This is a genomic window from Pseudomonas sp. HS6 (assembly GCF_023375815.1).
Lineage (GTDB): Bacteria > Pseudomonadota > Gammaproteobacteria > Pseudomonadales > Pseudomonadaceae > Aquipseudomonas.
In genome coordinates, this window is the sequence record NZ_CP067412.1 from 2,135,863 (window position 1) to 2,161,278 (window position 25,416).

General features: G+C 62.8%; 13 protein-coding genes. 5 read left to right on the forward strand and 8 right to left on the reverse strand.

What is annotated here, in order from left to right; all coding sequences use genetic code 11:
* Positions 1-34: 34 nt before the first annotated feature.
* Positions 35-733: a glutathione binding-like protein gene (locus JJN09_RS09865; protein ID WP_249489951.1), complete on the reverse strand. Its 699-nt coding sequence runs from the start codon at positions 731-733 to the stop codon at positions 35-37.
* 296 nt (positions 734-1,029) lie between these two features.
* Between JJN09_RS09865 and JJN09_RS09870 the strand changes: the two genes are divergently transcribed.
* The gene (locus JJN09_RS09870) at positions 1,030-1,704 is read left to right on the forward strand and encodes a histidine phosphatase family protein (protein WP_249489952.1); all 675 of its coding nucleotides are present in this window, start codon (positions 1,030-1,032) and stop codon (positions 1,702-1,704) included.
* Between the two features lie 138 nt (positions 1,705-1,842).
* On the opposite strand, the gene mnmH is transcribed toward JJN09_RS09870, so the two are convergent.
* The 4 genes from mnmH to JJN09_RS09890 form a co-directional block, all read right to left on the reverse strand.
* On the reverse strand, positions 1,843-2,946 hold the full coding sequence (gene mnmH / locus JJN09_RS09875; RefSeq protein WP_249489953.1) for a tRNA 2-selenouridine(34) synthase MnmH: 1,104 nt from the start codon (positions 2,944-2,946) through the stop codon (positions 1,843-1,845).
* A complete protein-coding gene (gene selD, locus JJN09_RS09880; protein ID WP_249489954.1) occupies positions 2,946-3,980 on the reverse strand; it encodes a selenide, water dikinase SelD in 1,035 nt (344 codons plus the stop codon). Before selD ends, mnmH begins: the two co-directional genes overlap by 1 nt.
* 99 nt (positions 3,981-4,079) lie before the next feature.
* Complete coding sequence (locus JJN09_RS09885; protein WP_249489955.1) at positions 4,080-14,600, reverse strand: autotransporter-associated beta strand repeat-containing protein; 10,521 nt, start codon at positions 14,598-14,600, stop codon at positions 4,080-4,082.
* Between the two features lie 276 nt (positions 14,601-14,876).
* Complete coding sequence (locus JJN09_RS09890) at positions 14,877-20,195, reverse strand: autotransporter domain-containing protein (protein ID WP_249489956.1); 5,319 nt, start codon at positions 20,193-20,195, stop codon at positions 14,877-14,879.
* Between the two features lie 440 nt (positions 20,196-20,635).
* Here JJN09_RS09890 and JJN09_RS09895 point away from each other — a divergent pair, with 440 nt between their 5' ends.
* Together JJN09_RS09895 and JJN09_RS09900 are read left to right on the forward strand one after the other, a co-directional pair.
* The gene (locus JJN09_RS09895; protein WP_249489957.1) at positions 20,636-21,595 is read left to right on the forward strand and encodes a nucleoside-specific channel-forming protein Tsx; all 960 of its coding nucleotides are present in this window, start codon (positions 20,636-20,638) and stop codon (positions 21,593-21,595) included.
* Between the two features lie 14 nt (positions 21,596-21,609).
* Entirely contained in the window at positions 21,610-22,632 is a 1,023-nt protein-coding gene (locus JJN09_RS09900) for a purine nucleoside permease (protein ID WP_249489958.1), read from the forward strand.
* Positions 22,633-22,695: 63 nt separating this feature from the next.
* Here JJN09_RS09900 and JJN09_RS09905 read toward each other — a convergent pair whose 3' ends face one another.
* The 3 genes from JJN09_RS09905 to JJN09_RS09915 all read right to left on the reverse strand — a co-directional run bounded on the left by JJN09_RS09905 (position 22,696) and on the right by JJN09_RS09915 (position 24,725).
* Positions 22,696-23,652: a zinc-binding alcohol dehydrogenase family protein gene (locus JJN09_RS09905; protein WP_249489959.1), complete on the reverse strand. Its 957-nt coding sequence runs from the start codon at positions 23,650-23,652 to the stop codon at positions 22,696-22,698.
* Between the two features lie 30 nt (positions 23,653-23,682).
* Positions 23,683-23,856 carry a DUF1427 family protein gene (locus tag JJN09_RS09910; RefSeq protein WP_085733565.1) on the reverse strand — a complete coding sequence of 58 codons (174 nt, stop codon included), beginning with the start codon at positions 23,854-23,856 and terminating at the stop codon, positions 23,683-23,685.
* Between the two features lie 89 nt (positions 23,857-23,945).
* Positions 23,946-24,725, reverse strand: coding sequence for a helix-turn-helix domain-containing protein (locus JJN09_RS09915; RefSeq protein ID WP_249489960.1), 780 nt, complete (start codon positions 24,723-24,725; stop codon positions 23,946-23,948).
* A 146-nt stretch (positions 24,726-24,871) separates the two neighbouring features.
* On the opposite strand from JJN09_RS09915, the gene JJN09_RS09920 reads away from it, so the two are divergent.
* Together JJN09_RS09920 and JJN09_RS09925 are read left to right on the forward strand one after the other, a co-directional pair.
* Entirely contained in the window at positions 24,872-25,099 is a 228-nt protein-coding gene (locus tag JJN09_RS09920) for a DUF6555 family protein (protein ID WP_096821993.1), read from the forward strand.
* A 38-nt stretch (positions 25,100-25,137) separates the two neighbouring features.
* A complete protein-coding gene (locus JJN09_RS09925; protein ID WP_249489961.1) occupies positions 25,138-25,410 on the forward strand; it encodes a hypothetical protein in 273 nt (90 codons plus the stop codon).
* The last annotated feature ends 6 nt before the right edge of the window (positions 25,411-25,416 follow it).

The window sequence follows — 25,416 nt, forward strand, 5'->3', positions numbered from 1 at the left end:
GAGCGAGCTCGCTCCCGCAGGGTTATGTGTGGCGTCAGGAAGGAATGGTCAGGCCGCGTACAACAGCCGGCCGCGCCAGGAAACGCTCCAGCACCCGGGTGACGTTCGGGAAGTCTTTGATGCCGACCAGATCACCGGCCTCGTAGAAACCGATCAGGTTGCGCACCCACGGAAAAGTAGCGATGTCGGCAATGGTGTAGCGCTCGCCCATGATCCAGTCCCGCCCTTCCAGTCGAGTGTTCAGGACGCTGAGCAGGCGTTTGCTTTCGTCGACGTAGCGGTCACGGGGACGTTTGTCTTCGTAGTCCTTGCCGGCGAATTTGTTGAAGAACCCGAGCTGACCGAACATCGGGCCGATGCCGCCCATCTGGAACATCAGCCACTGGATGGTTTCGTAGCGCAGTGCGCCTTCCTGGGCCAGCAACTGGCCGCTCTTGTCGGCGAGATAGATCAGGATCGCGCCGGACTCGAACAACGGCAGCGGTTTGTCTTCAGGGCCGTGCGGGTCGAGGATCGCCGGGATCTTGTTGTTTGGGTTCAGCGACAGGAACGCCGGTGACATCTGGTCATTGGTGTCGAAGCCTACGCGGTGCGGCTCGTAAGGCAGACCGATCTCTTCGAGCATGATCGAGACCTTGACGCCGTTGGGGGTCGGCAGGGAATAGAGCTGAATCCAGTCAGGGTACTGCGCCGGCCATTTCTGGGTGATCGGGAACGCGGACAGATCGGTCATGTGTAGCATCCAGTCACAAAATGAAAGGCCTGAGCATAATCCACGTTTTCCGCTCTGGCTCGGGTTCTTTTTGCCGTGGACGCGGTGCTTACTTAATTCCGCAACATCCTGTCGCTAACCTTCCCTCAAGCCTTTGGGCGATGCCATTAGAGTGCGCCCCGGCGAGCGGATCGAACCAAAAGGCCTGTGGGGGCTCCAAGAAAGCCAATCAAGACAGGGAAAAACACCCGGCCCCGACAGCCCGCGGTGTAGAGGTTTGTCAGCCTTAACCGAACACGCTGAAGAATTCTGATCTCATGACGAACTTGATGAAAGTCGCCAAACGCTTCAAACATCGCGCTTACGTGGCCCTGCCCTCTCTGTTGGCGGTGAGCGCGCTGTTCCTGTCGCTCGAATCCAGCGAAAGCCGCGCACAACCGGTGGACGGCACCCAGACCCTGATCTTCCTGCGTCACGGGGAAAAACCTGCCGGCGGGCTCGGCCAGCTCAATTGCCAGGGCCTGAACCGCGCCATTGAGCTGTCGACACTGCTGCCGGAGAAATTCGGCAAGGCCGACTACGTGTTCGCCGCGAATCCGACGCGCAATGTCGAGGAAGGCGAGCTGGACAACTCCTACAGCTACATCCGCCCGCTGATGACCATCAGCCCCGCCGCGATCAAGCTCGGCCTGCCGGTGAACATCGAATTCTCGGCCAACGACACCAGCGACCTGGCCCGGGAGCTGACCGCCGACAAATATCACAACGCGACCATCTACACCGCGTGGTCCCACGGCTACCTGCCGGAGCTGATCAACAAGGTCGCCGGCAAAGCTGTTGGCGAAAAACAGTCCATCACCGAGGACTGGGCATCCGGCGACTACGACTCGCTGTACGTGCTGACCCTGACCTGGCACAACGGCAAGGCCAGCCTGCAGAGCCACAGCTACAAGCAGGGGCTGGATAACGGCAAGGTCACTTGCCCGACTTGAGTTTTGTGCTGCCTGTTCTACCCCTTTCGCGGACAAGCCCGCTCCCACATTTGATCCTCTGCCGAACTCAAATGATGGGTACGGCGAATTTCCAGTGTGGGAGCGGGCTTGCCCGCGAAGAGGTCGCTGAATACAGCATCAAACCTTCTGACTCACGCGGTCGTGCAGATATTCAAGCACTGCTTTCTGCTCCCCCGCGAACTCGATCCGCGCGCCCTTCCTCTCGCGCTGAAACACATACATCGGGTCGTAATATTCGCGCAGCAAGCCTTCGATCCAGCCCCGGTGCAAATCCACCGCGCCGCTGCGCCCCTGCTCTGCCAGCGCGTCTTCCATCAACAACAGCATCCGGCGGTGGCGTTCGCCGCCCAGACGTTTCTGTACGTTGTTCAGGCTCTCGAGCAAGCGTTCAGAGAACAGCGCGAAACCCTGTTCGCCATGCACCGTCGAAAATTCGGCCGACAGGTCCACCACGTAATCGCGCAAGATGCGCTGTACCCGATCTTCAAAACTGTCCTCCAGCCAGACCATCGGGTAGTGCTGCATGCCCTGATACAACGGCAGCGGCAAGGCACAGCTGCCAACCGCCCGGCTTTCGTCTTCAAGCACGAACTGACCGAGACCGGCATCGCGTTTCTTGAGGAGGTCGATGGCCAGGCGGTTTTCGAAATCGATGTTCGACGGTTGCCCCGTGGCGCGCTTGCCGAAACTGGAGCCGCGATGATTGGCATGGCCCTCCAGGTCCAGGCCGTTGCGTAACTGCACCAGCAGTTCGGTCTTGCCGGTGCCGGTCATGCCACCCAGCAACACGAAATCACACTCGGCCACCGCCTGCTCGAGAGTGTCGATCAGGAAGTTGCGCAGCGCCTTGTAGCCGCCAGCGATGCGCGGACAGTCGATCCCGGCCTCGCTCTTGAGCCATTGCCGGGTGATCTGCGAGCGCAAGCCACCGCGAAAACAATAGATATATCCATCGGGATGCGCCCGGGCGAACTCGGCCCAGGCCCGGATGCGTTCGGCCTTCACCGCGCCGGACACCAAACGGTGGCCCAGTTCGATTGCAGCCTGTTGGCCATGTTGCTTGTAACAAGTGCCGACCTTTTGCCGCTCCAGATCATTCATGAGCGGCAGATTGACCACGCTGGGGAACGCACCTTTGTGAAACTCGACCGGCGCGCGAACATCCATCAGCGGTCGGTCGTTGAGGAATATGTCCCGGTAATCGCCGTAGTCGGGGTCCATCAAGTCACCTCGACGGCGCTGGCCTGTCGTTCGACCAATTCGCCGATCGGCTCCAGGCTCAGACCCAGCTCCGCAGCCACAGCGAGAAATTCGGCATTGCCTTGCGGGGTGACCGCCACCAGCAATCCGCCGCTGGTCTGCGGGTCGCACAGCAGCCGTTTGTGCAGCTCCTGCAACCGCCCGAGACGATCCGAATAGCTGTCGAAATTGCGCAAGGTGCCACCCGGAACGCAGCCCTGTTCAAGGTAATACTCGACGCTGTCCAGCCTCGGCACGTGGTCATAAACGATGCGTGCGGTGAGGTGGCTGCCGTCGGCCATTTCCACCAGATGCCCGAGCAGGCCGAAACCGGTGACGTCGGTCATGGCGGTGACGCCGGCCAGTTTGCCGAAGCGACTGCCGGGTTTGTTCAGCGTACACATCCAGTCCCGGGCCAGACCGATGTCCGCGTGGCGCAACTTGCCCTTCTTTTCGGCGGTGGTCAGGATGCCGATGCCCAGCGGTTTGGTCAGGTACAGCAGGCATCCTGCGGTGGCGGTGTCGTTGCGCTTCATGAAGCGTTTTTCCACCAGCCCGGTGACGGCCAGACCGAAGATCGGCTCCGGCGCATCGATCGAGTGCCCGCCCGCCAAGGGAATTCCCGCCGCATCGCACACCGCGCGACCGCCACGAATCACTTCGCGCGCCACTTCCGGCGCCAGCACGTTTACCGGCCAGCCGAGAATGGCGATGGCCATCAACGGATCGCCGCCCATGGCGTATATATCGCTGATGGCATTGGTCGCCGCGATGCGCCCGAAATCGAACGGGTCATCGACGATGGGCATAAAGAAGTCGGTGGTCGACACCACGCCGCGCTCGGCATCGATCTCGTAGACCGCCGCGTCATCGCGCGAGGCGTTACCGACCCACAGTTTCGGATCAAGGTTCTGCGCCCCGCTGCCGGCGAGGATCACTTCCAGCACCTTTGGCGAAATCTTGCAGCCACAACCGGCGCCGTGGCTGTACTGGGTCAGACGGATGGGTTCGCTCATCGGGGCAATCTCCGGGAAGGGACTGGGGCGAATTTTAGCAGAGGGTTCGACGGACAAAAAAAACCGCCCTTTCGGGCGGCTAAAGTGCTTCGACCATGATCAGAAGCTTTGGCTGAAGCTGATGGTCATCGCGCTGTCGTTGTTGTCGCTGGACACTTGTCCCGAATAGCCGATGCCGAGCTTGCCGGTCGGGGTGACCTGGAAGTCCACGCCGGCTTCGAGCAGCGCACTGTCCTTGGCAATCGGCACGCCCTGGGTGCTGAACGATGCACCGCCATCGATGAAGGTCAGGTCGGCGTCAGGCTTGGTGTCGCCGTAGGCATGCCGCCAGCCGATCGCCGCACGTGGCGTAAGCTGGCTGCCATTGGCCAGGGTCACCAACTTGCCGATGCGCACACCGAGGGTCGAGTAGGTGATGTCCTGATCGGCATCGCCCTTCAGGCGCCCCACTCCGCCTTTTTCCTTGGCGGTATCGCTGTCGTAGTTGACGTAGGCCAGGCCGGCGAACGGTTCGATGGCCACGCCTGCCGCATTGATGGCATAACCCACTTCACCGAACACCTGAGCACTGCGGGCATCGTAGTCAGCCTTCAAGCGGTCGTTGTAGCTGCCGACGCTGACGTCACGTTTGGTTTCGATGCTGTGCCAGCTGTAAGCCGCGCCGAGGCGAACGGCCAGTGCATCGAACTGCGAACTCAGGTAACCCGCCAGATGGTAGCTGTCGACCTTGGCATCGGAGTTGCGATCATGAGCGTTGAGGTTACTGCGGGTGTAACCCGCCGCCATCCCGGCGCGCCATTGATCGTCGAGCGCCTTGTCGGTGCCGAGCATGAAACCGCCGAGGCTGCGATCGACTTTCGCCGTGTTGCTGTCGCCGCCCATGTCACCCCAGGCACCGATGGCGCGGGCCCAGCCGACCATTTCACCGTGGCAACCGTTGCTGCTCAGTTGGGTGTCGCTCGGTGCCAGGGTCCGGCGTGGATCATCCGACGCGCTGCAAGTCGGCTGACGCATGCGGTCATTGACCGCTTCCCGCACGAAACGCGAATCCTCGAGAACCGCGCTGGCGGTGCTGGCATGAATCTCCCCGGACAGGTTGTCGAAGGCCTGCCGTGCACCGGCCACGCTGAGGTTGATGATTTCATTCTGCAACGCAGCACCCGCCGGGCCATTGCGCGTCAACGCCGAGGCGGTGTTGCTCTGGTTGCCGGTGGCGGCGATGTCGGCGAACGAGTTGCCGTTGCGACTGACCACCAGATTCACCGCATCAGGGCTGTACACCAGTGTCGAGTCGAGGAACGCGTATTGCGGCAGATCGGCTGCGCTGAACGTACCGGTCACACCACCACCGGCAGTGATCAGCGAATACACGGTGTTGCCGGTGAATGGCGCCAGACTGTTCACTTGCAGGCCACCGCCCAGAGTGGCCGTGCCACCGACCACCAGAGGCGTAGCCGTTGGCGAGCTGACTGTCAGGGCCAGTACACCGTCGGCAGCGTTGGTCAGGTTGCCTGCCACGCTCAGTGTGCCGGCCTCGGCACCCGAAGCCACCACACCGTGGTTGACCACCGAGCCGACGCTGCCGTTACCGCTCAAACCTGCACCATTGGCCACGGTCACTTGACCGCCCAGTGACGCCCGCGCCGCACGGCTGCCGACTTGCAGCACGCCTTGATCCACCGACACAGTGCCACTGAACGGCTGATCGCCGGTCAACAGCAAGGTCCCGGCACCGCGTTTGGCCAGCGCGCCGGTACCGCTGAGGCGACCGTTGAACTTGCCATCGGCGACTTGCTGGAACACCAGCGATGCGTTGTCGATGATGTTGCCTTGCAGGCTGGTGGTGTTGCCGATCAGCGTACCGCCGCTAACGGTGGTGCCACCGCTGTAAGTGTTGGCAGCGGTGAGGATCAGCGTGCCGGCGTCGAGTTTCTCGATGCCGCCGGTGCCAATCAGCGGCACATCGATTTGCGCGCTGGCGCCGGCGTTCACGCGGATAGGTGCCGGCGTGCCGCCAGGTCCGTTGACCGGAGTCAGCGTGTCGCCGGCATCCGGCACCAGGCTGTAGCCGTTGACGAGGAACTGCAGCCCGGTGAAGTTCTGATTGCCTTGAATGGTGACCGTACCACCCTGGCCGCCGAACACCGCGAACTGTCCACTGGAGCCTTGCGCCTGGGTGCCGGTCGCGTCGGTCCAGTTGGTGCCTGGCCCCCACACACCGCTGCCACCACCGATAGTGCCGTCCGGATTGGTTTTGCCACCGTTCCAGAACTGCACCTCACCCGGCGCATTCTGCACCAACAGGTTGATCTGATTGGCCAGTGCGGTTTGCAGGGTCAGGTTGGCCACCGGGACCGGCAGGCTGCCGAAGACCAGACCATTGTTGGTCAAGCTGCCGCCATAGGTAAACAGTTGATAGACCCCGGTGCCGAAGCCGCCGGCGTTGCTGATGTTCAGCGTGCCGTCGAGGGTCAGGTTGCCGGCGACATGGACCACGGTTGTGGAGCTCGCGGCCGAGCCGAGGGTGAAGTCCAGATTCGTCCCCGAAGACAACGCCAGCGAACCGACGGATAACGGCGTCGTGCTGCCACCACCCAGCAGCGTCGCGCCGCTGGCCAGTTGTACAGCCCCGCCGAATTGGCCGCTGCCACCGATCTTTGCACCGCTGGCGACGTTGACGTTGGCGCTGTTGAGGACGCCGTTGACGTTGAGTGTGCCGGCCTGCACCGCGGTGTTGCCGGTGAAGGTGTTGTTGCCAGTCAGCAGCAAGGCGCCAGTGCCGGTTTTGTTCAGCGTACCGGCGCCCGTCAGATTGCCGGTGTAACTGCCGTCGCTGTTCTGCTCGAAGGTCAGCGTGGCGTTGTTGGTGATAGCGCCTTGCAGGCTGCTGGTGTCGCCACGGGTCGTGCCGCCGTTCAGCGTCGTGCCACCGCTGTAAGTGTTGGCCCCGCTGAGCAGGAGGTTGCCACTGCCGTTTTTCACCAGACTGCCGTTGCCGGTGATCGCGCCGATCAACGTAGTGTTCTGGTTGCCGGCCAGGGTCAGTTGCGCACCCAGGTTGATGGCGTTGGCCAGTTGCAGCGCAGAGGTACTGTCGAGGGTGCCGTTGCCCAGCACGCTGAGGGCGCCGCTGCTGATCGCGCTGTTGTTGCCCAGGATCAGCGAACCGCCAGACAGTTGAGTACCGCCGGTGTAAGTGTTGCTGCCGTTGAGGGTCAGGCTCGATGCGCCGGTCTTGATCAGACTGCCGCTGCCGCTGACCACGCCGCCGAGAGCCAATGCGTTGGAGCCGGCGACGGTGAGTCCGCCGTTGAGCACCACCGCGTTGCCCAGGCTGACCGCCGTGTTGCTGTCCAGCGCCGTGCCGTTGGCGGCGGTCAACACGCCGGTGCCGAGGGCTGCGTTGTTGCCGACCACAATCTTGCCGCCGTTGAGCGCGGTGCCGCCGGTGTAGCCGTTGGCCGCGTTGAGCACCAGGGTGCCGGTGTCGTATTTGCCCAGTGTGCCGGCGCCATTGAGCGCGACGCCCACGGTCGCGGTGACGTTCGGGTCGACGCGCACAGTCGCATTGCCCAGCGAACCGTTGACCAGGTTCAACGACCCGGCCGTGCCGTTCTGCAGGCTGTAGCCATCGCTGACAAACTGCATGCCGGTGATGGTTTGCGCGCCGTTGACGGTCACGGTGCCGGCCGCGCCCTGGAACACCGCGAAGTTGTTGGTCCAGGCCTGATTGGTGGTGCCGTTGACGTCGGTCCAGTTGGTGGTGCCGGTGCCCCAGGTGCCGCTGCCGCCATCGACCGAACCGTTGGCGACGAGTTGGTTGCCGTCCCAGAACTGCACGGTGACGCCCGGTGCGGTGACCAACAGGTTGATCTGGTTGGCCAGCGCGGTTTGCAGGGTCAGGTCGCCCGGGGTGACGCTGCCCGGCACGGTGCCGATCAGCATGCCGTTGTCGGTCAGGCCGCCGGTGTAGTTGATCAACCGGTAAACGCCGCTGCCGAAGCCGCCGATGTCGCTGACGTTGAGGGTGCCGTCGAGGGTCAGGTTGCCGCCGACGTTGACCAGCGCGTTGCCGCCACCGGAAACCGGTGCACCGAGGCCGACGTCGAAGTTTGAGTTGGCGTTGAACACCAGCGAATTCACCGACAGCGTGCTGCCGGTGGCGCCGGCCAGATGACCGCCGTCCGCGACCGTCACCGCCCCGCCGAGCGAACCGCTGCCACCCAGGGTGCCGCCACTGTTGACCAGCACACTGGCGCTGTCCAGCGAGCCGTTTACGTTCAAGGTGCCGGCGTTGACCGTGGTGTTACCGGTCAGGCTGTTGATGCCGGTCAGGTTCAGCGTACCGGTGCCGAGCTTGTTCAATTCGCCCGTTCCGGTGAGTACACCGCTGAAAATACTGCTGCTGTTATTGGCGCCGATGCTCAGCGTGTTGCCGCCGCCGATCAGTGCGGTACCGCTGCCGGTCAGGCTGGCGAGGCTGCCGGAGCCGCCAAGGTTGAGGGTCGCCGCAGCGCCGAGATTGACCCCGGCGTTGTTGCCCAGTGCCGAGTTGCCCAGCGTGGTCAGGCTGCCGGATTGCACGTCGAAGGTGCCACTGAAGGTGTTGTTGCCGGACAGCGTCAGGTCGGCCAGACCGTTCTTGGTCAGGGTGCCCGCCCCGGCAATCACGCCACCCAGGGTCAGGTTGTTGTTGCCGGCCACGCTCAGGTTGGCATTGACGTTGACGTTGTTGGCCAGCACCAGTGGCGCACTGGTGTCGAGGGTCGACGCGCCCGCCACAGTCACCGCGCCGGAGCCCAGACCCGACGAGGTGCCAAGGGTCACGGTGCCGGTGTTCAGCGTGGTGCCGCCGCTGTAGGTGTTGATGCCATTGAGGGTCAGGTTGGACGCGCCGTCCTTGATCAGTCCGCCGCTGCCGCTGACCACGCCGCTGAGGGCAACATCGCTGTTGCCGGTGTTGGTCAGGTTGGCGTTGAGCACCACGTTGTTGCCCAGCGACACCGAGGTGTTGCTGTCCAGCGCCGAGGCACCGGCCACGGTCAGGTTGCCCAGACCCAGAGCGCCGTTGCTGCCGGCGGTCAGGGTGCCGGCATTGAGGGTGATGCCGCCGAGGAAGTTGTTGGCACCGCTGAGGATCAGGTTCGTCGCACCGTTCTTGGTCAGGCTGCCGGCGCCGTTGATGGCGCCGCTGAGTGTCAGATCGTTGCTGCCGACGATGCCGAGGTTGCCCGCCAGGTTGATCGCGTTACCCGCCGTGATGGCGCCGCTGGCATCCAGGGTGGTGCCGTTCGCCGCATTCAGGGTAGCCGAGCCCAGCGCGCTGTTCGACGCCAGAATCAGACCGCCCGCGTTCAGTGCCACCGGTCCGAGGAAGGCGTTGTTGCCGCCGAGGGTCAGACTGGCCGAACCGTTCTTGATCAAGCCGCCGGTGCCGGAAATGACACCGTTGAGGGTCAGGGCATTGCTGCCGAGCAGCGTCAGGTTGCCGTTGAGCGTGGCGGCGTTGGCCAGGGTCACGGCGGTGTTGCTGTCGAGTTGCGTCCCAGCATTGGCGATCAGCGCGCCAGTGCCCAGGGCGGTGTTGCTGCCGACGACCAATGTGCCGCCGTCCAGTTGCGTGCCGCCGGTGTAGCTGTTGGCGCCGTTGAGCACCAGGGTGCCGGCGTCGAGTTTGTTGAGGATGCCGCTGCCGTCGATGTTCACGCCGACCGTGGCGGTCACGCCCGGATCGACCCGCATCGCCGTAGTGCCACCGCTGCCGTTGACGGCGGTCAGCAGACCCGACGCGCCGTTGACCACGTTGTAGCCATCGGTGAGGAATTGCATCCCGGTGAACAGTTGCGTGCCGTTGACCGACACCGTGCCCGCCGTGCCCTGGAACACCGCGAAGTCGCCGGCCCAGGTCTGGTTCAGCGTGCCGTTGGAATTGGTCCAGTTGGTGCCGCCGGCAGTCCATGTGCCCGTGCCGCCATCCACATTACCGTTCGGGATGGTCTGGCTACCGTCCCAGAAACGCAGGTTGGTATTCGGTGCCGACACGATCAGGTTGACCTGGTTACCCAGGGTCTGCACGAGGATGTCGCCGAGGGCATAACCCACCGGAACACCCGCCACGGTCAGGCCGTTGTCGGTCAGCGCACCGATGTAGTTGAACAAGCGGTAGACACCAACGCCGAAACCGCCGGCGTCGGTGACGTTGAGATTGCCGTCGAGGGTCAGGTTGCCGCCGATGTTCATCAGCGAGCTGGTCGATGGCGTGGCGAGGCTCGCGTCAACATTGCTGTTGGCCGTGAGGATCAGCGACGAGGTGGACAAGGTATTGCCCGAGGACAACGCCAGATGACCGCCGCTGTTGATGGTGATGAAGCCAAGCGCCGAACCGGTACCCGTGAGGGTCGCACCGTTGTTGATGTTGAGTTGGGTGCTGGACAGCGCGCCGGTGAGATTCAGCGTACCGGCGTTGACGTTGGTGTTGCCGGTAATGCCGCTGCTGCCGGTGAGGTTCAGCGTCCCGGTACCGACTTTGGTCAGAGCGCCGCTGCCGCCGAGGTCGCCGTCGAAGGTGCTGGTGTTGTTCACGCCGCCCACGGTCAGGGTGTTGCCGCCGGCGATCTGCACACTGCCGCTGCCGCTCAGCCCGTTGAGGCTGGCGCTGCTGTTGAGATACAGACTGGCACCGGCGCTGATGTTGGCGCCGGAAGTGTTGCCGAGCGCGCCGCTGCTCACGGTGGTGAGGCTGCCGGCGGCGATGTTCAGCGCACCGGTGAAGGTGTTGTTGCCGCTGAGCGTCAGGTCGCCGAAGCCGTCCTTGGTCAGGCTGCCGGCACCATCGATTACGCCGCTGAGGTTCAGGGTATTGCTGCCGGCCAGAGTCAGACCGGCGTTGAGGGTGATGTTGTTGCCGACACTCATGCCGGTGCTGGTATCCAGCGTCGAAGCGCCGCCGACGGTCAAGCCGCCACTGCCCAACGCAGCGGCCGAGCCCAGTGTCAGCGTACCGGCATTGAGGGTGCTGCCGCCGCTGAAGGTGTTGGTGCCGTTGACGGTCAGGTTGGCCGCGCCGTTCTTGATCAACTGACCGGCGCCACTGATCACGCCGCCGAGGGTCAGATCCTGAGTACCACCGACGCTCAGTGCCGCATTGAGGACGACCGCGTTGGCCAGACTGGCCAGCGGTGAACTGCTGTCGAGCGTTGCCGCACCGCCGACGGTCAAGGCACCCGTGCCGAGTGCCGAGCTGTTGCCGACGGTCACCGTACCGGCGTTCAGGGTGGTGCCGCCGACATAGGTGTTGGTGCCATTGAGGTTCAGATTGGCCGCGCCGTTTTTCACCAGGCTGCCGGCACCGGCGACGGTGCCGGTGAGGGTCAGGTCTGCGCTGCCACCGACATTCATGGCCCCGGCGAGGTTGACCTGGTTGCCCAGCGTGACGGCAGTGTTGGTATCCAGCGTGGTGCCGGCCGCTGCGTTCAATGCGCCGCTGCCGATCGCGGTATTGCTGCCGACAATCAGCTTGCCGACGTTGAGTGCGGTGTTGCCAAAGTAGGTGTTGGCGCCGTTGAGGATCAAATCGGCGGGGCCGCTTTTGGTCAGACCACCGACACCGGAGACCACACCTGCGAGCGTCAGCGCATTGCTGCCGCCGATGGTCACGTTGCCACCGAGGTTGACGTTGTTGGCCAGGCTGGTCGCGGTGCTGGCGTCCAGCGTGGTGTTGTTGCCGGCGTTGAGTACGCCGGTGCCGAGGGCGGTATTGGAGCCGACGATCAGGGTCCCGGCGTTCAGCGACGTAGAACCGGTGTAGGTGTTGTTGCCGGTCAGGGTCAGGGTCGAGGAGCCAGTCTTGATCAGGTTGCTGCCACCACTGATCACGCCGCCGAGGGTCAGCGGATTGGCGCCACCGGCGGTGAGGTTGGAGTTCAGCGCAATCGCATTGTTCAGCGTCACGTTGGCGCTGCTGTTGAGTGAGCCGCCCGCACCGCCCACGGTCAGCGTGCCGGTGCCGAGTGCCGCGCCGTTGCCGACGGTCAGGCTGCCGGCGTTGAGCGCGGTGCCACCGGTGAAGGTGTTGGCGCCGTTGAGGGTCAGGTTGGCCGTACCGTTCTTGATCAACTGACTGGCGCCGCTGAGCACGCCACCCAGGATCATGCCGTTGCTGCCGCCGATGGCCAGGTTGCCGTTGAGGGCGACGTTGTTGTTGAGGATGACCGAAGTGTTGCTGTCGAGCGTCGCGGCATTCGCGACGGTCAGGGCGCCGCTGCCCAGTGCGGCGGCGTTGCCGACGGTCAGGGTGCCGGCGTTCAGCGTGGTGCCACCACTGAAGGTGTTGGCGCCGTTGAGAATCAAGTTGGCCGCGCCGTTCTTGGTCAGCGCGCCGCTGCCGCTGACCACACCGCCGAGGGTCAGGTTGGCGTTGCCGGCGATGTTCAGGTTGCCGCCGAGGGCGACGGCGTTGCTCAGTGCCACGGTGGTGCTGGCGTCGAGGGTAGTGCCCGCCGCCGTGGTCAGTGCGCCGGTGCCGAGCGCGGTGTTGGAGCCGACGATCAGCGTCCCGTTGTTCAGCGCCGTGCCGCCGGAGAAGGTGTTGTTGCCGCTGAGGGTCAGGTTCGCGGTGCCACCCTTGATCAGGTTGCCGGCGCCACTGATGACACCGCTCAAGCCCAACGCCTGAGTGCCGCCGATGGTCAGTCCCCCCGCTAGCGCGACGGCGTTTGCCAGTGTCACCGCCGTGGTCGCATCCAGCGTTGTGCCGTTCGCCGCATTCAGCGCGCCCGTGCCGAGGGCGGTGTTGCTGCCGACGAACAAGGTCCCGCCGTTGAGCGCGGTGGTGCCGCTGTTGGTGTTGTTGCCGGTCAGGGTCAGGTTGGCGCTGCCGCTCTTGGTGATTGCGCCGGTGCCGGAAACGATGCCGGCCAGGGTCAGGGCATTGCTGCCGAGCACGTTCAACGCACCGGTGATGCCGACGTTGTTGGCCAGGGTCACGTTGCCGGTGCTGTCGAGGCTGGTGCCGTTGCTGGTGTTGAGTACACCGGTGCCCAACGCGTTGTTGTTGCCGACGCGCAAGGTGCCGGCGCTGAGGCTGGTGATCCCGGTGTAGGTGTTGATGCCGTTGAGGGTCAGGCTGCCGCTGCCGGTTTTGGTCAGGTTGGCGGCGCCGCTGATTACTCCGCCCAGGGTCAGCGCGCCGGTGCCGGTCGCGGTCAGGGTGCTGTTGAGCGTGATCGCGTTAGCCAGCGAAATCGGCGCCGTCGCCGAGATGCTCGAAGAACCGCCAACGGTGATGCTGCCTGTACTGAACGCCTGATTGTTACCCACCAGTACCACGCCGCCATTGAGCACGGTATTGCCGGTGTAGGTGTTGATACCGCTGAGGTTGATCTGGCCGCTGCCGATCTTGGTCAGGCCGCCAGTGCCGGAAATCACCCCGTTGAGGGTCATGCCGTTGATGCCCTGCAGGGTCAAGCCGCCAGCGCCCAGGTTGACCTGGTTGGCCAGCACCAATCCGGCGTTGCTGGCCTGGAGAATCCCGCCGTTGGACGTCAGCACACCGCTGCCGAACGCTGCGTTGTCGTTGAACTGCGCAACACCGCCATTGAGCGTGGTCGCACCGCTCACCAACGGCCCCTGCACAGTCCAGGTGCCGCTGTTGAGGGTCAGGTTGTTGAAGTTGACGTAGACCGCGCTGGACGCGGTGCCGGTCCCGGTGGTGCCGCCGCCGAGGCCGATCGGGTTTTGCAGGATCAGCGTGTTGGTACCGGCCGCACCACCATCGATCGTCCCTGTGGGCGCGAAGGTCAGGTTGATGCCGATCAGGCCACCGAGGCCGACGGTGGTTTGCACGCCGTCACCTTGGTTAACGCTCGAACCTGTGATCGCGTAGAAGGTGTTGGTGCTTCCGGCCCCCATCGACACGCCGCCAGTGATGTTACCGGCGTTGGTGAAGGTGTTGCCCGCCACCGACGTCTCGAACGCGACCCGGCCGTTGATCGTACCGCTGGCGCTGTTGGTCATGTTGACTTGCGAACCGCCATACACCCCGACCACCGGGGTATCGGCCAGGGTGATCCCGCCGACCGACAGCCCGGTCGAGGTAATCGTGCCGTCGTTGGTGATGGTCGTAGTACCCGACACCGAGTTGTTCACGGCAATCCCCAGCCCGTCAATGCTGGTCAGGTTGAGGCCAAGCAACATGCCAGTACCGCGAATGAGCCCGGTGGTGTTGTTGACGATGCTCACCGTGCTGGTCGCGCCGGTGCCGATGAATGCACCGCCACTGAGGATCGAGACCAGGCCCAGCAAGGCCGGGTCGAGGGTGCCGGAGTTGTTCAGGTTGATGTTGGCCCCGGTCAAGTTGATCACCTTGCCGCCCAGCGTCGCATTCATCTGCGCGCCGTTGGTGACGTTGACCGTCAGTCCGCTGGTGGCACTGCTGTAGTCATTGAGAAACAGCGGCAACGTCGGCACGCCCGAACAGGTAATCGTGGAGCCTGCCGCCGAACAGGTGGCGAACGCCTGCTCACTGACCCCACCGAACAGTAGCCCGGCGACACTCAGATGCACAGCAAGGGAAAGTGGGGAAAAACGCGAAACGAGGGCGACACCAAACCTTGCTTCCACGGGCAACTCCTTTCGTGGCCAATTTCGTCCTTGAAGGCGTGCAACTGCGGCAAGATCCCACACGCGTATCAAGCGTATGACGGTCATCAGATAAACCGTCTATTCCAGACACACGCTAGTTGATGCCCTGCGATGGGGCATTGATTAAATAGTGTTAATACTTTTGTGCGATAAGCCGCTCAAGCAATACTCCGAGCGGTTCTGAGCAAGGGTTTGAGGTTTTTTGCAGGCCAAAAAAAACCGCCCTTTCGGGCGGTCAGAGTACTTCGACCACGATCAGAAGCTTTGACTGAAGCTGATGGTCATCGCGCTGTCGTTGCTGTCGCTGGACATCTGGCCCGAATAGCCGATGCCGAGCTTGCCGGTCGGGGTGACCTGGAAGTCCACGCCGGCTTCTAGCAGCGCGCTGTCCTTGGCAATCGGCACGCCCTGAGTGCTGAACGACGCACCGCCATCGATGAAGGTCAGGTCGGCGTCAGGCTTGGTGTCGCCGTAGGCATGCCGCCAGCCGATCGCCGCACGCGGGGTCAGTTGGCTGCCGTTGGCCAGGGTCACCAACTTGCCGATGCGCACACCGAGGGTCGAGTAGGTGATGTCCTGATCGGCATCGCCCTTCAGGCGCCCCACCCCACCTTTTTCCTTGGCGGTGTCGCTGTCGTAGTTGACGTAGGCCAGACCGGCAAACGGTTCGATAGCCACGCCTGCCGCATTGATGGCGTAACCCACTTCACCGAACACCTGGGCACTGCGGGCATCGTAGCGAGCCTTCAAGCGGTCGTTGTAGCTGCCGACGTTGACTTCACGTTTGGTGTCGAGGCGGTGCCAGCTGTAGGCGGCGCCGAGTCGCACTGCCAGGGCATCGAACTGCGAATTCAGGTAAGTCGCCAGATGGTAGCTGTCGACCTTGGCATCGGAGTTGCGATCATGGGCATTGAGATTGCTGCGGGTGTAGCCGGCCGCCATCCCGGCGCGCCATTGCTCGTCCAATTGCTTGTCGGTGCCGAGCATGAAACCGCTGAGGCTACGATCGACACTGGCCGTGTTGCTGTCGCCGCCCATATCGCCCCATGCGCCAATGGCACGGGCCCAGCCGACCATTTCACCGTGGCAACCGTTGCTGCTCAACTGGGTATCGCTCGGGGCTAGAGTGCGGCGTGGATCATCCGCAGCGCTGCAGGTCGGCTGGCGCATACGGTCATTGACCGCTTCACGCAGGAAACGTGAATCCTCGAGAACCGCACTGGCAGTGCTGGCATGAATCTCCCCGGACAGATTGTCGAAGGCCTGCCGTGCACCGGCCACGTTGAGGTTGGCGATCTCGTTCTGCAACGCCGCGCCCGCCGGACCATTGCGCGTCAACGCCGAGGCGGTGTTGCGCTGGTTGCCGGTGGTCGCAGCGTCAGCGAACGAGGTGTCGTTGCGGCTGACCACCAGATTCACCGCGTTGGCGTCATACACCAGCGCTGTATTGAGGAACGTGTACTGCGGCAGATCGGCCGCGCTGAAGGTGCCAGTCACTCCACCGCCGGCAGTGATCAGCGAATACACCGTGTTGCCGGTGAACGGCGCCAGGCTGTTCACTTGCAGGCTTCCACCCAGCGACGCTGTACCACCAACGGCCAGAGGTGTAGCGGTCGGAGAACTGACGGTCAGGGCCAACACGCCATCGGCGGCGTTGGTCAGGTTGCCGGCCACGCTCAGGGTGCCGGCCTCGGCACCCGAAGCCAGCACACCGTGGTTGACCACCGAACCGACGCTGCCGTTACCGCTCAAAATGGCGCCATTGGCCACGCTCACTTGCCCGCCAAGGGAGCCCCGCGCCGCGCGACTGCCAACCTGCAGCATGCCTTGATCCACCGAGACCGCGCCGTTGAACGGCTGATCGCCGGTCAACAAGAAAGTCCCGGTACCGCGTTTGGCCAGCGCACCGGCTCCGCCGAGTCGACCGTTGAAGGCGCTGCTGGCGTCGTTGCTGCCGATGCTCAAGGTGTGGCCAGCGCCGATCAATGCAGTGCCGGAGCCGGTCAGTCTGGCCAGATTCGCCGAGCCACCCAGATTGAGCGTCGCAGGCGCCTCAAGGTTGAGACTGGCGCCGTTGCCCAGTGCCGAGTCGCCGACGGTTGTCAGGCTGCCGGCCCGGAAATCCAGCAAGCCACTGAACGTGTTGGCGCCCGTCAGTTTCAGATCAATTTTGCTCAGATTGGTCAACGTGCCGGTGCCGGCAATCACTCCGTTGAAGATCGTACCGTAGGTCAGATAGTGACTGGGATTCACCGTCAGGCTGGCATTAAGGTCGATGTCGTTGTCAAAAGTCATCGGATCACCCGATTCAAAACTCGAATCACCGCCTACGATCAGCTTGCCAGTGCCCAAAGCACCCGAAGATACGCTCAGCGAGCCGCCATTCAACGTGAGGCCACCGGTCCAGTTTCTGGCCTCATCGATGCTCAGGCGGGACGAACCGTTTTTGATCAGCCGACCGCTGCCGCTGACGTCGCGCAGGAATGTCGGTACGTCGCCGGGGAGCGTCAGGTCAGCGTTGAGCACCAGCCTGCTGGAAAGCTCGACCCGATCAATAGCGGTGAGAACCGATGCGCCGTTGACAACGATAGGCCCTGGGCCCGTAGAGCGATAGTCTTGCAGAGTCAGTGTCCCGCCATTCAACACCGTTCCACGGAAGGAGCTGTTACTGCCGATCAACGTCAGGTTGCCTGTACCGTCCTTGATCAGGCCCCCCTCGCCAAGGACCATACCGCTCAACGTCAGATCGTTATTGCCAAGCAGGTGCAGGTCGCCTGTGAGGTACAGCGTATTGCTGATATTCAAGCCACCCGTCGTTTCCAGCGTGGCGTCATTCGCCACTTTCAGGGCGCCGGAACCCAGCGCCGTGTTCGAGGCCAGAAGCAGGCCACCAGCATTCAACGTCACCGGCCCAAGGAAGTTGTTATTGCCGGCGAGCGTCAGGACGGAGGCGCCATTCTTGGTCAGCCCGCCTGTGCCACTGATAACGCCGTTGAGCGCAAGGTCATGACTGCCGCCCACTGTGAGGTTGCTGTTGAGAGTGATCGCGTTGCCCAGCGCCACGGCCCTGTTGCTCTCCAGTTGCGTGTCCGCATTGGCGACCAGTGCGCCGCTGCCCAGCGCCGTGTTGCTGCCAACCACCAGCGTGCCGCCATCCAGTCGAGTTCCACCGGAATAACTGTTGTCGCCGTTGAGTACCAGCGTACCGCTGTCGACTTTATTGAGAATGCCACTGCCGTTGATGTTCACGCCAATCGTTGCAGTCACCCCCGGGTCGACCCGCATCACCGTAGTGCCACTGAAACCGTTGACAGCGGTCAGTTGCCCGGCTGTGCCGTTCACCACGTTGTAGCCATCGGTGACAAACTGCAGACCGGCGAATTGTTGAGTGCCATTGACGGACACCGTGCCGGCCGCGCCCTGAAAGATGCCGAAGTCGTCGCCCCAGGACTGATTCAGTGTGCCGCTGGAACTGGTCCAGTTGGTGCCGCCGGCGCTCCACGTGCCACTGCCACCGTCCACCGCTCCATTGGCGATGGTCTGGCTGCCGTCCCAGAAGCGCAGGTTGCTGGTCGGTGCCGCGACCACCAGATTGATCTGGTTACTCAGCGCCTGCACCACCATGTCCCCGAGGCGGTAACCCAGGGGTACGTCGGTCACGGTCAGGCCATTGTCGGTCAGCGTGCCGGAGTAGTTGAACAAGCGATAGACACCGACGCCGAAACCACCGGCATCTCTGACATTGAGGTTACCGTCAAGGGTCAGGTTGCCGCCGATGTTCAACACCGGCGTGGTCGACGGTGTAGCGAGGCGCACATCGACATTACTGTCGGAATCGAGGATCAGTCGGGCTACAGACATCGTGGTGCCTGACGACAATGCCAGGTGGCCACCGTCGTAGATGTGCACCACTTCCGGAATCGAACCGCTGCCGGTCAGGGTGGCGCCGCTTTCCACGTCAACCGAACTGTTCAGCAATCCGCCGACGTTCAAGGTACCGCCATTGACAATGCTTGGACCGTGATGAAAGTCGTTGTTACCGGTGAGGGTCAGGGTACCGGTGCCACTCTTGACCAAGCCAACGGCATGGATGTCGCCGTCGAAGGTACTGCTGACGTCGTTCGCGCCCACGTAAACGCTGCTGTAGCCCGACAAGTACACGTTGCCGCCGCCATTCAGCCCGCTGACAGAGAGGGAGCCGTCAACATAGAGATTGGTGCCGGCACTGAGGTTGACGGTGGGTCTTCCAATGGTCGCGCCGCTATTAGCGTAGACGTTGCCGGAAACGACGTTCAACGCACCTTTGAAGATGCTGTAGAGAGCCCCAAGCGTCAGATTGCCAACGCCGTTCTTGGTCAGACCACCGCTGCCGGATATCATCCCGTTCAAGGTTATGTCGTTGCTGCCCTGCACGGTCAGGCCGTCGGCCCCGAGGCTGATCTCGTTGGTCAGTGTCAACCCGGCATTGCCGGCCTCGATAGTACCGCCGTTGGAAGTCAGGACACCGTTGCCGAACGTGGCGTTGTCATTGAACCGGGCAACTCCGCCATTGAGGGTAGTGCTGCCGCTGACCAATGCCCCCTCCAAGGTCCAGTTGCCGCTGTTGACGGTCAGGTTGTCGAAGTTGACGTAGGTGGCGCTCGATGCCGTGCCGACACCGCTGGTGCCGCCGCCGACTCCGGCCGTGTTCTGCAGAATCAGGTTGTTGGTGCCACCTGCGCCGCCGTCGATCTGCCCGGTGGGGGCAAAGGTCAGGTTGACGCCTGCCAGGCCGCCGAGCCCGGCACCACTCTGCACGCCATCACCGACTCCAACGCTGGAGCCGGTCACGGCAGTGAAGGTGTTGTGACTGTTCGCACCCAGCGAAACACTGCCATTGATGCTGCCGGCGTTGGTGAATGCGTTGCCCCCCGCCGACGACTCGAATGCCACCCGCCCAGTGATCTGGCCTGTGGCGCCGTTGACCATGTTCACCTGGGAACCACCCTGTACCGCAACCACGGGAGTATCGGCCAGAGGAATGCCGGGCTGGATTCCGGTTGAGGTAATCGTGCCATTGTTGACGATGCGGGTGGTCCCACCTGCCGGGTTGACAACATTGATCGCCAGGCCACCGAGATCAGTAAGGTTCGCCCCCTGCACCATGCCGGTGCCACGGAGGATACCGCCGGCATTGTTGAGCACGTTAATAACGCCTGGCGCGCCACTCGCACCCAGCAACAGAGCACCGCTCAGTTGCGACATGGGGCCGGTGTAGGCCGGGTCGATGGTGCCAGAATTGTTCAGCGTGACGTTGCTTCCCGTCAGGGCTATCGCGGAGCCTCCCGGAACGGCATTCATCGCTGCGCCAGCATCGACATTCACCGTCAGATTGTTGGCAGCACTGGCGTAGGTGTTGAGAAGCAGTGGCACAGTCGGCACACCGGAGCACGTCACGGTCGAGCCGACGGTGGAACAACTGGCATACGCCGGTGCGTTGATCCCGCCGAACAGAAGTCCGACGACGCTCAGGTGAACAGCAAGAGAAAGTGGGGAAATACGTGATACGAGGCCAACACTAAACCCTGCTTGCACGGGCAACTCCTGTAAGTGGTCAATTACTTCCTTCGGGGCGTGCGAAGGTATGCAGATTCGACACACTTATCAAGCACATAACGGCCATCAGACAAGCGCTTCAGATCCGCCACGCGTTAATCAATGCCCTCGAATTGAGCAGGCGCAAATGGTTTTTTTCGTGGGTGGCAGACGTTTCTGAATCGCGGGTTTCAGGCGATGTGTATAAATTTCTACACACATTGAATGCCCGGAACTAGCTCGCCAAGGCGTTGCGGGAGAGAAGCCGAATCCGTGTGATACGTCGTCCGCACAATCAGGCCATTTCAACAGTTTTCATTCGCCATTTCGATAATTGGTACGGCTTGTGCAAACGTTTGCGAAGCGTCAATACCGCCACTTTCGTAACAACCCCGTACAGGCCCGCCGCTACTGGCCTTGATCCGCAAAAAGGACTTTGAATGCACGCTTTTTCCCGCCGACGCCCGTGGGGCGCACACACTTTTGCTGTTTCCCTGCTACTGGCCGGCGTTACCGGAGTTCTCAGTCACTCAGCGCTGGCGCAACCTGCCCTGCCCGAAGAATCCGCTCAGGGCGAAGCCCTCAGCCCCGAAGCCAGCCCACCGAAAAAAGGCGCGTACCTGTCGGACTGGTACAACCAGGACCTGATGCTGATCGGCAGCAAGGACATCAGCTTCGGCCCGCAACCGGCTGACGATATTTACCTGGAATACGAATACTTCGGGCGCAAGGGCCCGTTCGAGCTGTACGGCTACGTCGACATTCCGAAGATTTTCAACATCGGCAACAGCCATGACAAAGGCGTGTGGGATCACGGCTCGCCGGTGTTCATGGAGCACGAACCGCGCATCTCCATCGACTATCTCGCCGGACGCAGCCTGGCCATCGGGCCGTTCAAGGAATGGTACGTGGCGTTCGACTGGATCTACGACCACGGCAGCCGCAAGGAAAACCGCGCCAATACGCTGTACAGCGGTTTGGGTACCGACATAGACACCCACTCGCGGGTCAACCTGTCGGCCAACCTTTACGGGCGTTACCAGTGGGAAAACTACGGCGCCAGCAACGAATATTCGTGGGACGGCTACCGCGCGCAGCTCAAGTACATCGTGCCGATCGACAAATTCAGCAACGGTGCCTCGCTCACTTATATCGGCTTCACCAACTTCGATTTCGGCTCGGACATCCACAAGGACAACCCGGCGCGCACCGCCAATGCCACGGTGGCAACCAACGTATTGCTGTACTCGTTCACGCACCTGCGCTTCACCCTGGTCGGCCGTTATTTCCACAACGGCGGCAACTGGGAGGACGGCAGCGAGCTGAATTTTGGCGACGGCAACTTCCGTGCGCGATCCAATGGCTGGGGTTATTACGCCGGCATCGGTTATCAGTTCTGAATCCAGGAGCAATCATGAAAGCAATGACGCGAGTATCACTGGCCACCGCCGCCCTGCTCTCTTCCACCGCTTGGGCGGCCGAGGCGCCGATTCAACCGAAAGTCGTGCTGATCACCATGTTCGCCCCGGAGGCGCAGCACTGGATCGATCGCCTCGAGCTCAAGCAGGAAATCCGCGTGCCGGGCCTGTCGGCCGAATACCCGACCATCCGCTGCAACACGCAACAGGTGTGCCTGATGACCACCGGCATGGGCCAGACCAACGCCGCCGCCTCGACCCTGGCTCTGGCGTTGTCGCCGAAGTTCGACCTGCGCAAAAGCTACTTCCTGATCGCCGGGATTGCCGGCATCAGCCCCAAGCACGGGACCATCGGCACCGCGGCCTGGGCGCATTATCTGGTCGAGTTCGGCACCCAGTGGGAACTGGATTCGCGTGATGCACCATCGAGTTGGCCGACCGGTTACCTCGGCATCAACACGAAAGGCCCGAACGAAAAACCGCCGCTGGACTACAAGACCGAAGTCTTCGAACTCAATCCGAAACTGCAGGCCAAAGCCTTCGCCCTGAGCCACAAGGTCGAACTGAGCGAGAGCAAGGAGTCGGCCGCGTGGCGCCTGAAATACCCGGCAGCACCGGCCAATCAACCACCAATGGTCACCCGGTGCGACACACTGGCAGGCAACACCTGGTTTTCCGGCACACGCCTGAGCGAACGCGCCGAGGTCTGGACCAAATTGTTGACCGACAACAAGGGCGAATACTGCACCACCCAACAGGAAGACAACTCCACCTACGAAGCCTTGCTGCGCGCCAGCCGCGAGGGCCTGGTGGACGTGCAGCGCCTGGCCGTGGTGCGCGCCGGCTCCGACTTCGACCGCCCGGTGCCGGGCGGCAGCGACGTGGACAACCTGCTCAAGTACGCCGATCAGGGTGGTTTTGTGCCGGCGCTGGAAAACCTCTACCGCACAGGTAATCCGCTGCTGCAGGACATCCTGAAAAACTGGTCGGCGTGGGAGAACGGCGTCCCGCAATCCTGAGACTCACAAAACCGTGGGAGCGAACCCGCTCCCACGGTTTTGTGATGCCCTCAACAGAGACCGTCAGGGGATAAGAATCACTTTGTCGCCACTGCCCTGATTCACATCGGCATAACGCGCCAGCCCTTCGGCCAGCGGTGCTTCCACCAACCCTTGCGGCAATGGCAGCAAGTCTTCGTCGAAGAACCGGCCGAACTGTTCGAGCATCGCCGCACAAGCCTCAACGCCGTACAGCAGGGAGTTGATGCCGACCACGGATCCACCCTTGCGATACAGGGCCAGCGCCGGCAGTTGCACATGCCCGTCCACCGGCGCGGCGATGATCGCGATCCGCCCGAATGTCGCCAATGCCGCCACCGAGGCCGGCAGCCAGAAACCGGTGGTGTCGAAGATCACGTCGGCACCGCCGCGATACACCGCATTGACCTGAGCGCCGAGCTCCTCGGGTTTATCCAGTTGAATCGTCGGATAACCTTGATCCTGCAAATCCTTGACCTGCTCCGGCCGCCGCGCTGCCGCCAGCAACTGCGCGCCACGCACCTTGGCCAACGCCAGAGCCGCCGTCGCCACCGCCCCGCCGCCGATCACCAGCAAACGGGTTTCAGCGCTGACCAGACTGCGCTCCAGCGCATCCCACGCCGTGGTGTAAGGCACACCGAGGCTCGCGGCCTGGGTGAAACTCAAGTGCGAAGGCTTGTGCGCCACGCCATTGGCCGGCAGTTTGACGAACTGCGCGTGGGAACCGTCGGAGAAAAAGCCCAGCTCACGCCCGGTGCCCCAGACTTCCTGACCAATCAGCGTCTGCGGCCCCTCGACCACCACACCGGCAAAGTCCCGACCGGGAATACGCGGCAGCGTGGTGTAAGGGAAACGCCCGAGTACATTCTTCACGTCACTGGGGTTCAGGCCCGCCGCCTTGATCTGCACCAATACCTCGTCGGCCCCCGGCACCGGCGTCGGCACCTCGACGAAGCGCAGGGAAGACAAGTCGCCGGTTTTATCGAATTGCAGTGCTTTCATGAGTTCATCCACCGAATGAAAAAGGGAAATTCAGGACAGCCAGCCACTGACCAATTGCCGGCCCATCGGCCACAACTGCTCGCCCGCCAGCATGCCCAACAGGCCGACCAACGCGATGGCCGGTGGTGCCGGGGAACGGAAATCCAGCGCGCCATACAACAGGCCGACGCCGAGACCGATGCCCAGGGAAATCAGGTAGTTCATGGGATCACTCCGCCACATAAAGGGAATGGGCAAAGTCTAGGGAAAGGCTGCGACCGGCACCGGCCAAGGACTTCTGAATTTCGGCCATATCAGCCTGGAAGCTGCCCGACACCGAACTGCGAAGGCGCCACACCCAGCTCACGACGGAACATGTCGCTGAAACTGCTCGGCGAATAACCCAGCTCACGGGCAATCGCGCTGACCGGCACGCCCTGAATCAACTCCGCCACCGCCGTCGCCAACTGCACCTGACGCCGCCACTCGGCAAACCCCATGCCCAGCCCTTCCTTGAACAACCGCGCCAACGTTCGCACGCTAGCCCCGGCGTTGTCGGCGTGTTGCTCGAAAGGAATCTCCAGCGACGGCGCGGCCATCACCGCCTGACACAGACTCATCAGCCGCCGGTCGGCATCGTCCGGCAGCGGAATCTTCAACTGTGAACGCCTTGCGCGTTTCAGCTCCAGCAGCGCCAGCCCGACCAGCGCCTCGTAATACTCGGCGTCGCCGTTATCGCCCTGCTCCACCAGCCCGACGATCAACTCGCGCAGCAGGCCACCGACCTCGATCACCTGTACGGTTTCATCCAGCGTCGCCGCCAGCGCCGGACGCAGGTAGATATTGCGCATCTGCAAGTCCGACACCACCCGAATCCCGTGAGGCACCCCCGGCGGCAACCACACCGCCCGCTGCGGCGGCACCACCAGCGCCTCGTGCGGGGTCTCGACCCACATCACACCGCTCATCGCATACAGCAACTGCCCCCAGACATGCTCATGCGGCTCGATGAACAACCCGCGCGGATACGTGCGCGCCAGCGGCTGCACCGGCACATCGGTATCACTCAGATCGGGGGGCGCGGCGAGGGCCATGGCGAACATTCATCGGGGTGGGCGAAGGCGTCATGGTAACCAGTCCGCCCCCTCGCTCGCCATTGATAGATACCGTCGGACAATCCGAGTGAATTTTCCCGCTGCGCAGCGATCCTTCTATTACCACAGGGAGGAAGACGGGCTTTATGAACAACGCGAAACTGTTTGTCATCGAATACACCCTTCACGGCGCGCCGAAGTCGTTCATTATCCGCTCGGACAAAATGGACAACACCGAGGCGTGGCACTGGGCAAGTTGCGACGCCGGGGTGGGTCGCATCCCGCGCTTCGGCCGGGAAAAGGTACAAAAGACCAGCAAGCCTGCGGCGGAAAAATTCGGCGTGGAAAACGTCACGTGGCGACCGGCAAGCTAAGCTTGCGCGCAGGTGGGGACTATTTCGGGGGAACACACATGACGACCATCAGCAGCCCGGCGCACCTGGACTACAGCCTGGACACCGCATCCGGCCGAGTCACCAGAAGCGTCGACTGCCCGGTTGGCCTGGAACCCGTCGAAAACGACCCCTACTGCTTCGCCCTGCGCGTCCCGGCCCCGCAACCGGCAGACCTCGAACAGGCCACAACCGTCGACGTCCGAGTCGAAGGCCGACGCCTGCAAGGCATCGTCCGCCACACCGAACGCCTGGACGACGACAGCCTGAAACTGGAAGTGGAGCCCGACTAGGCTCCA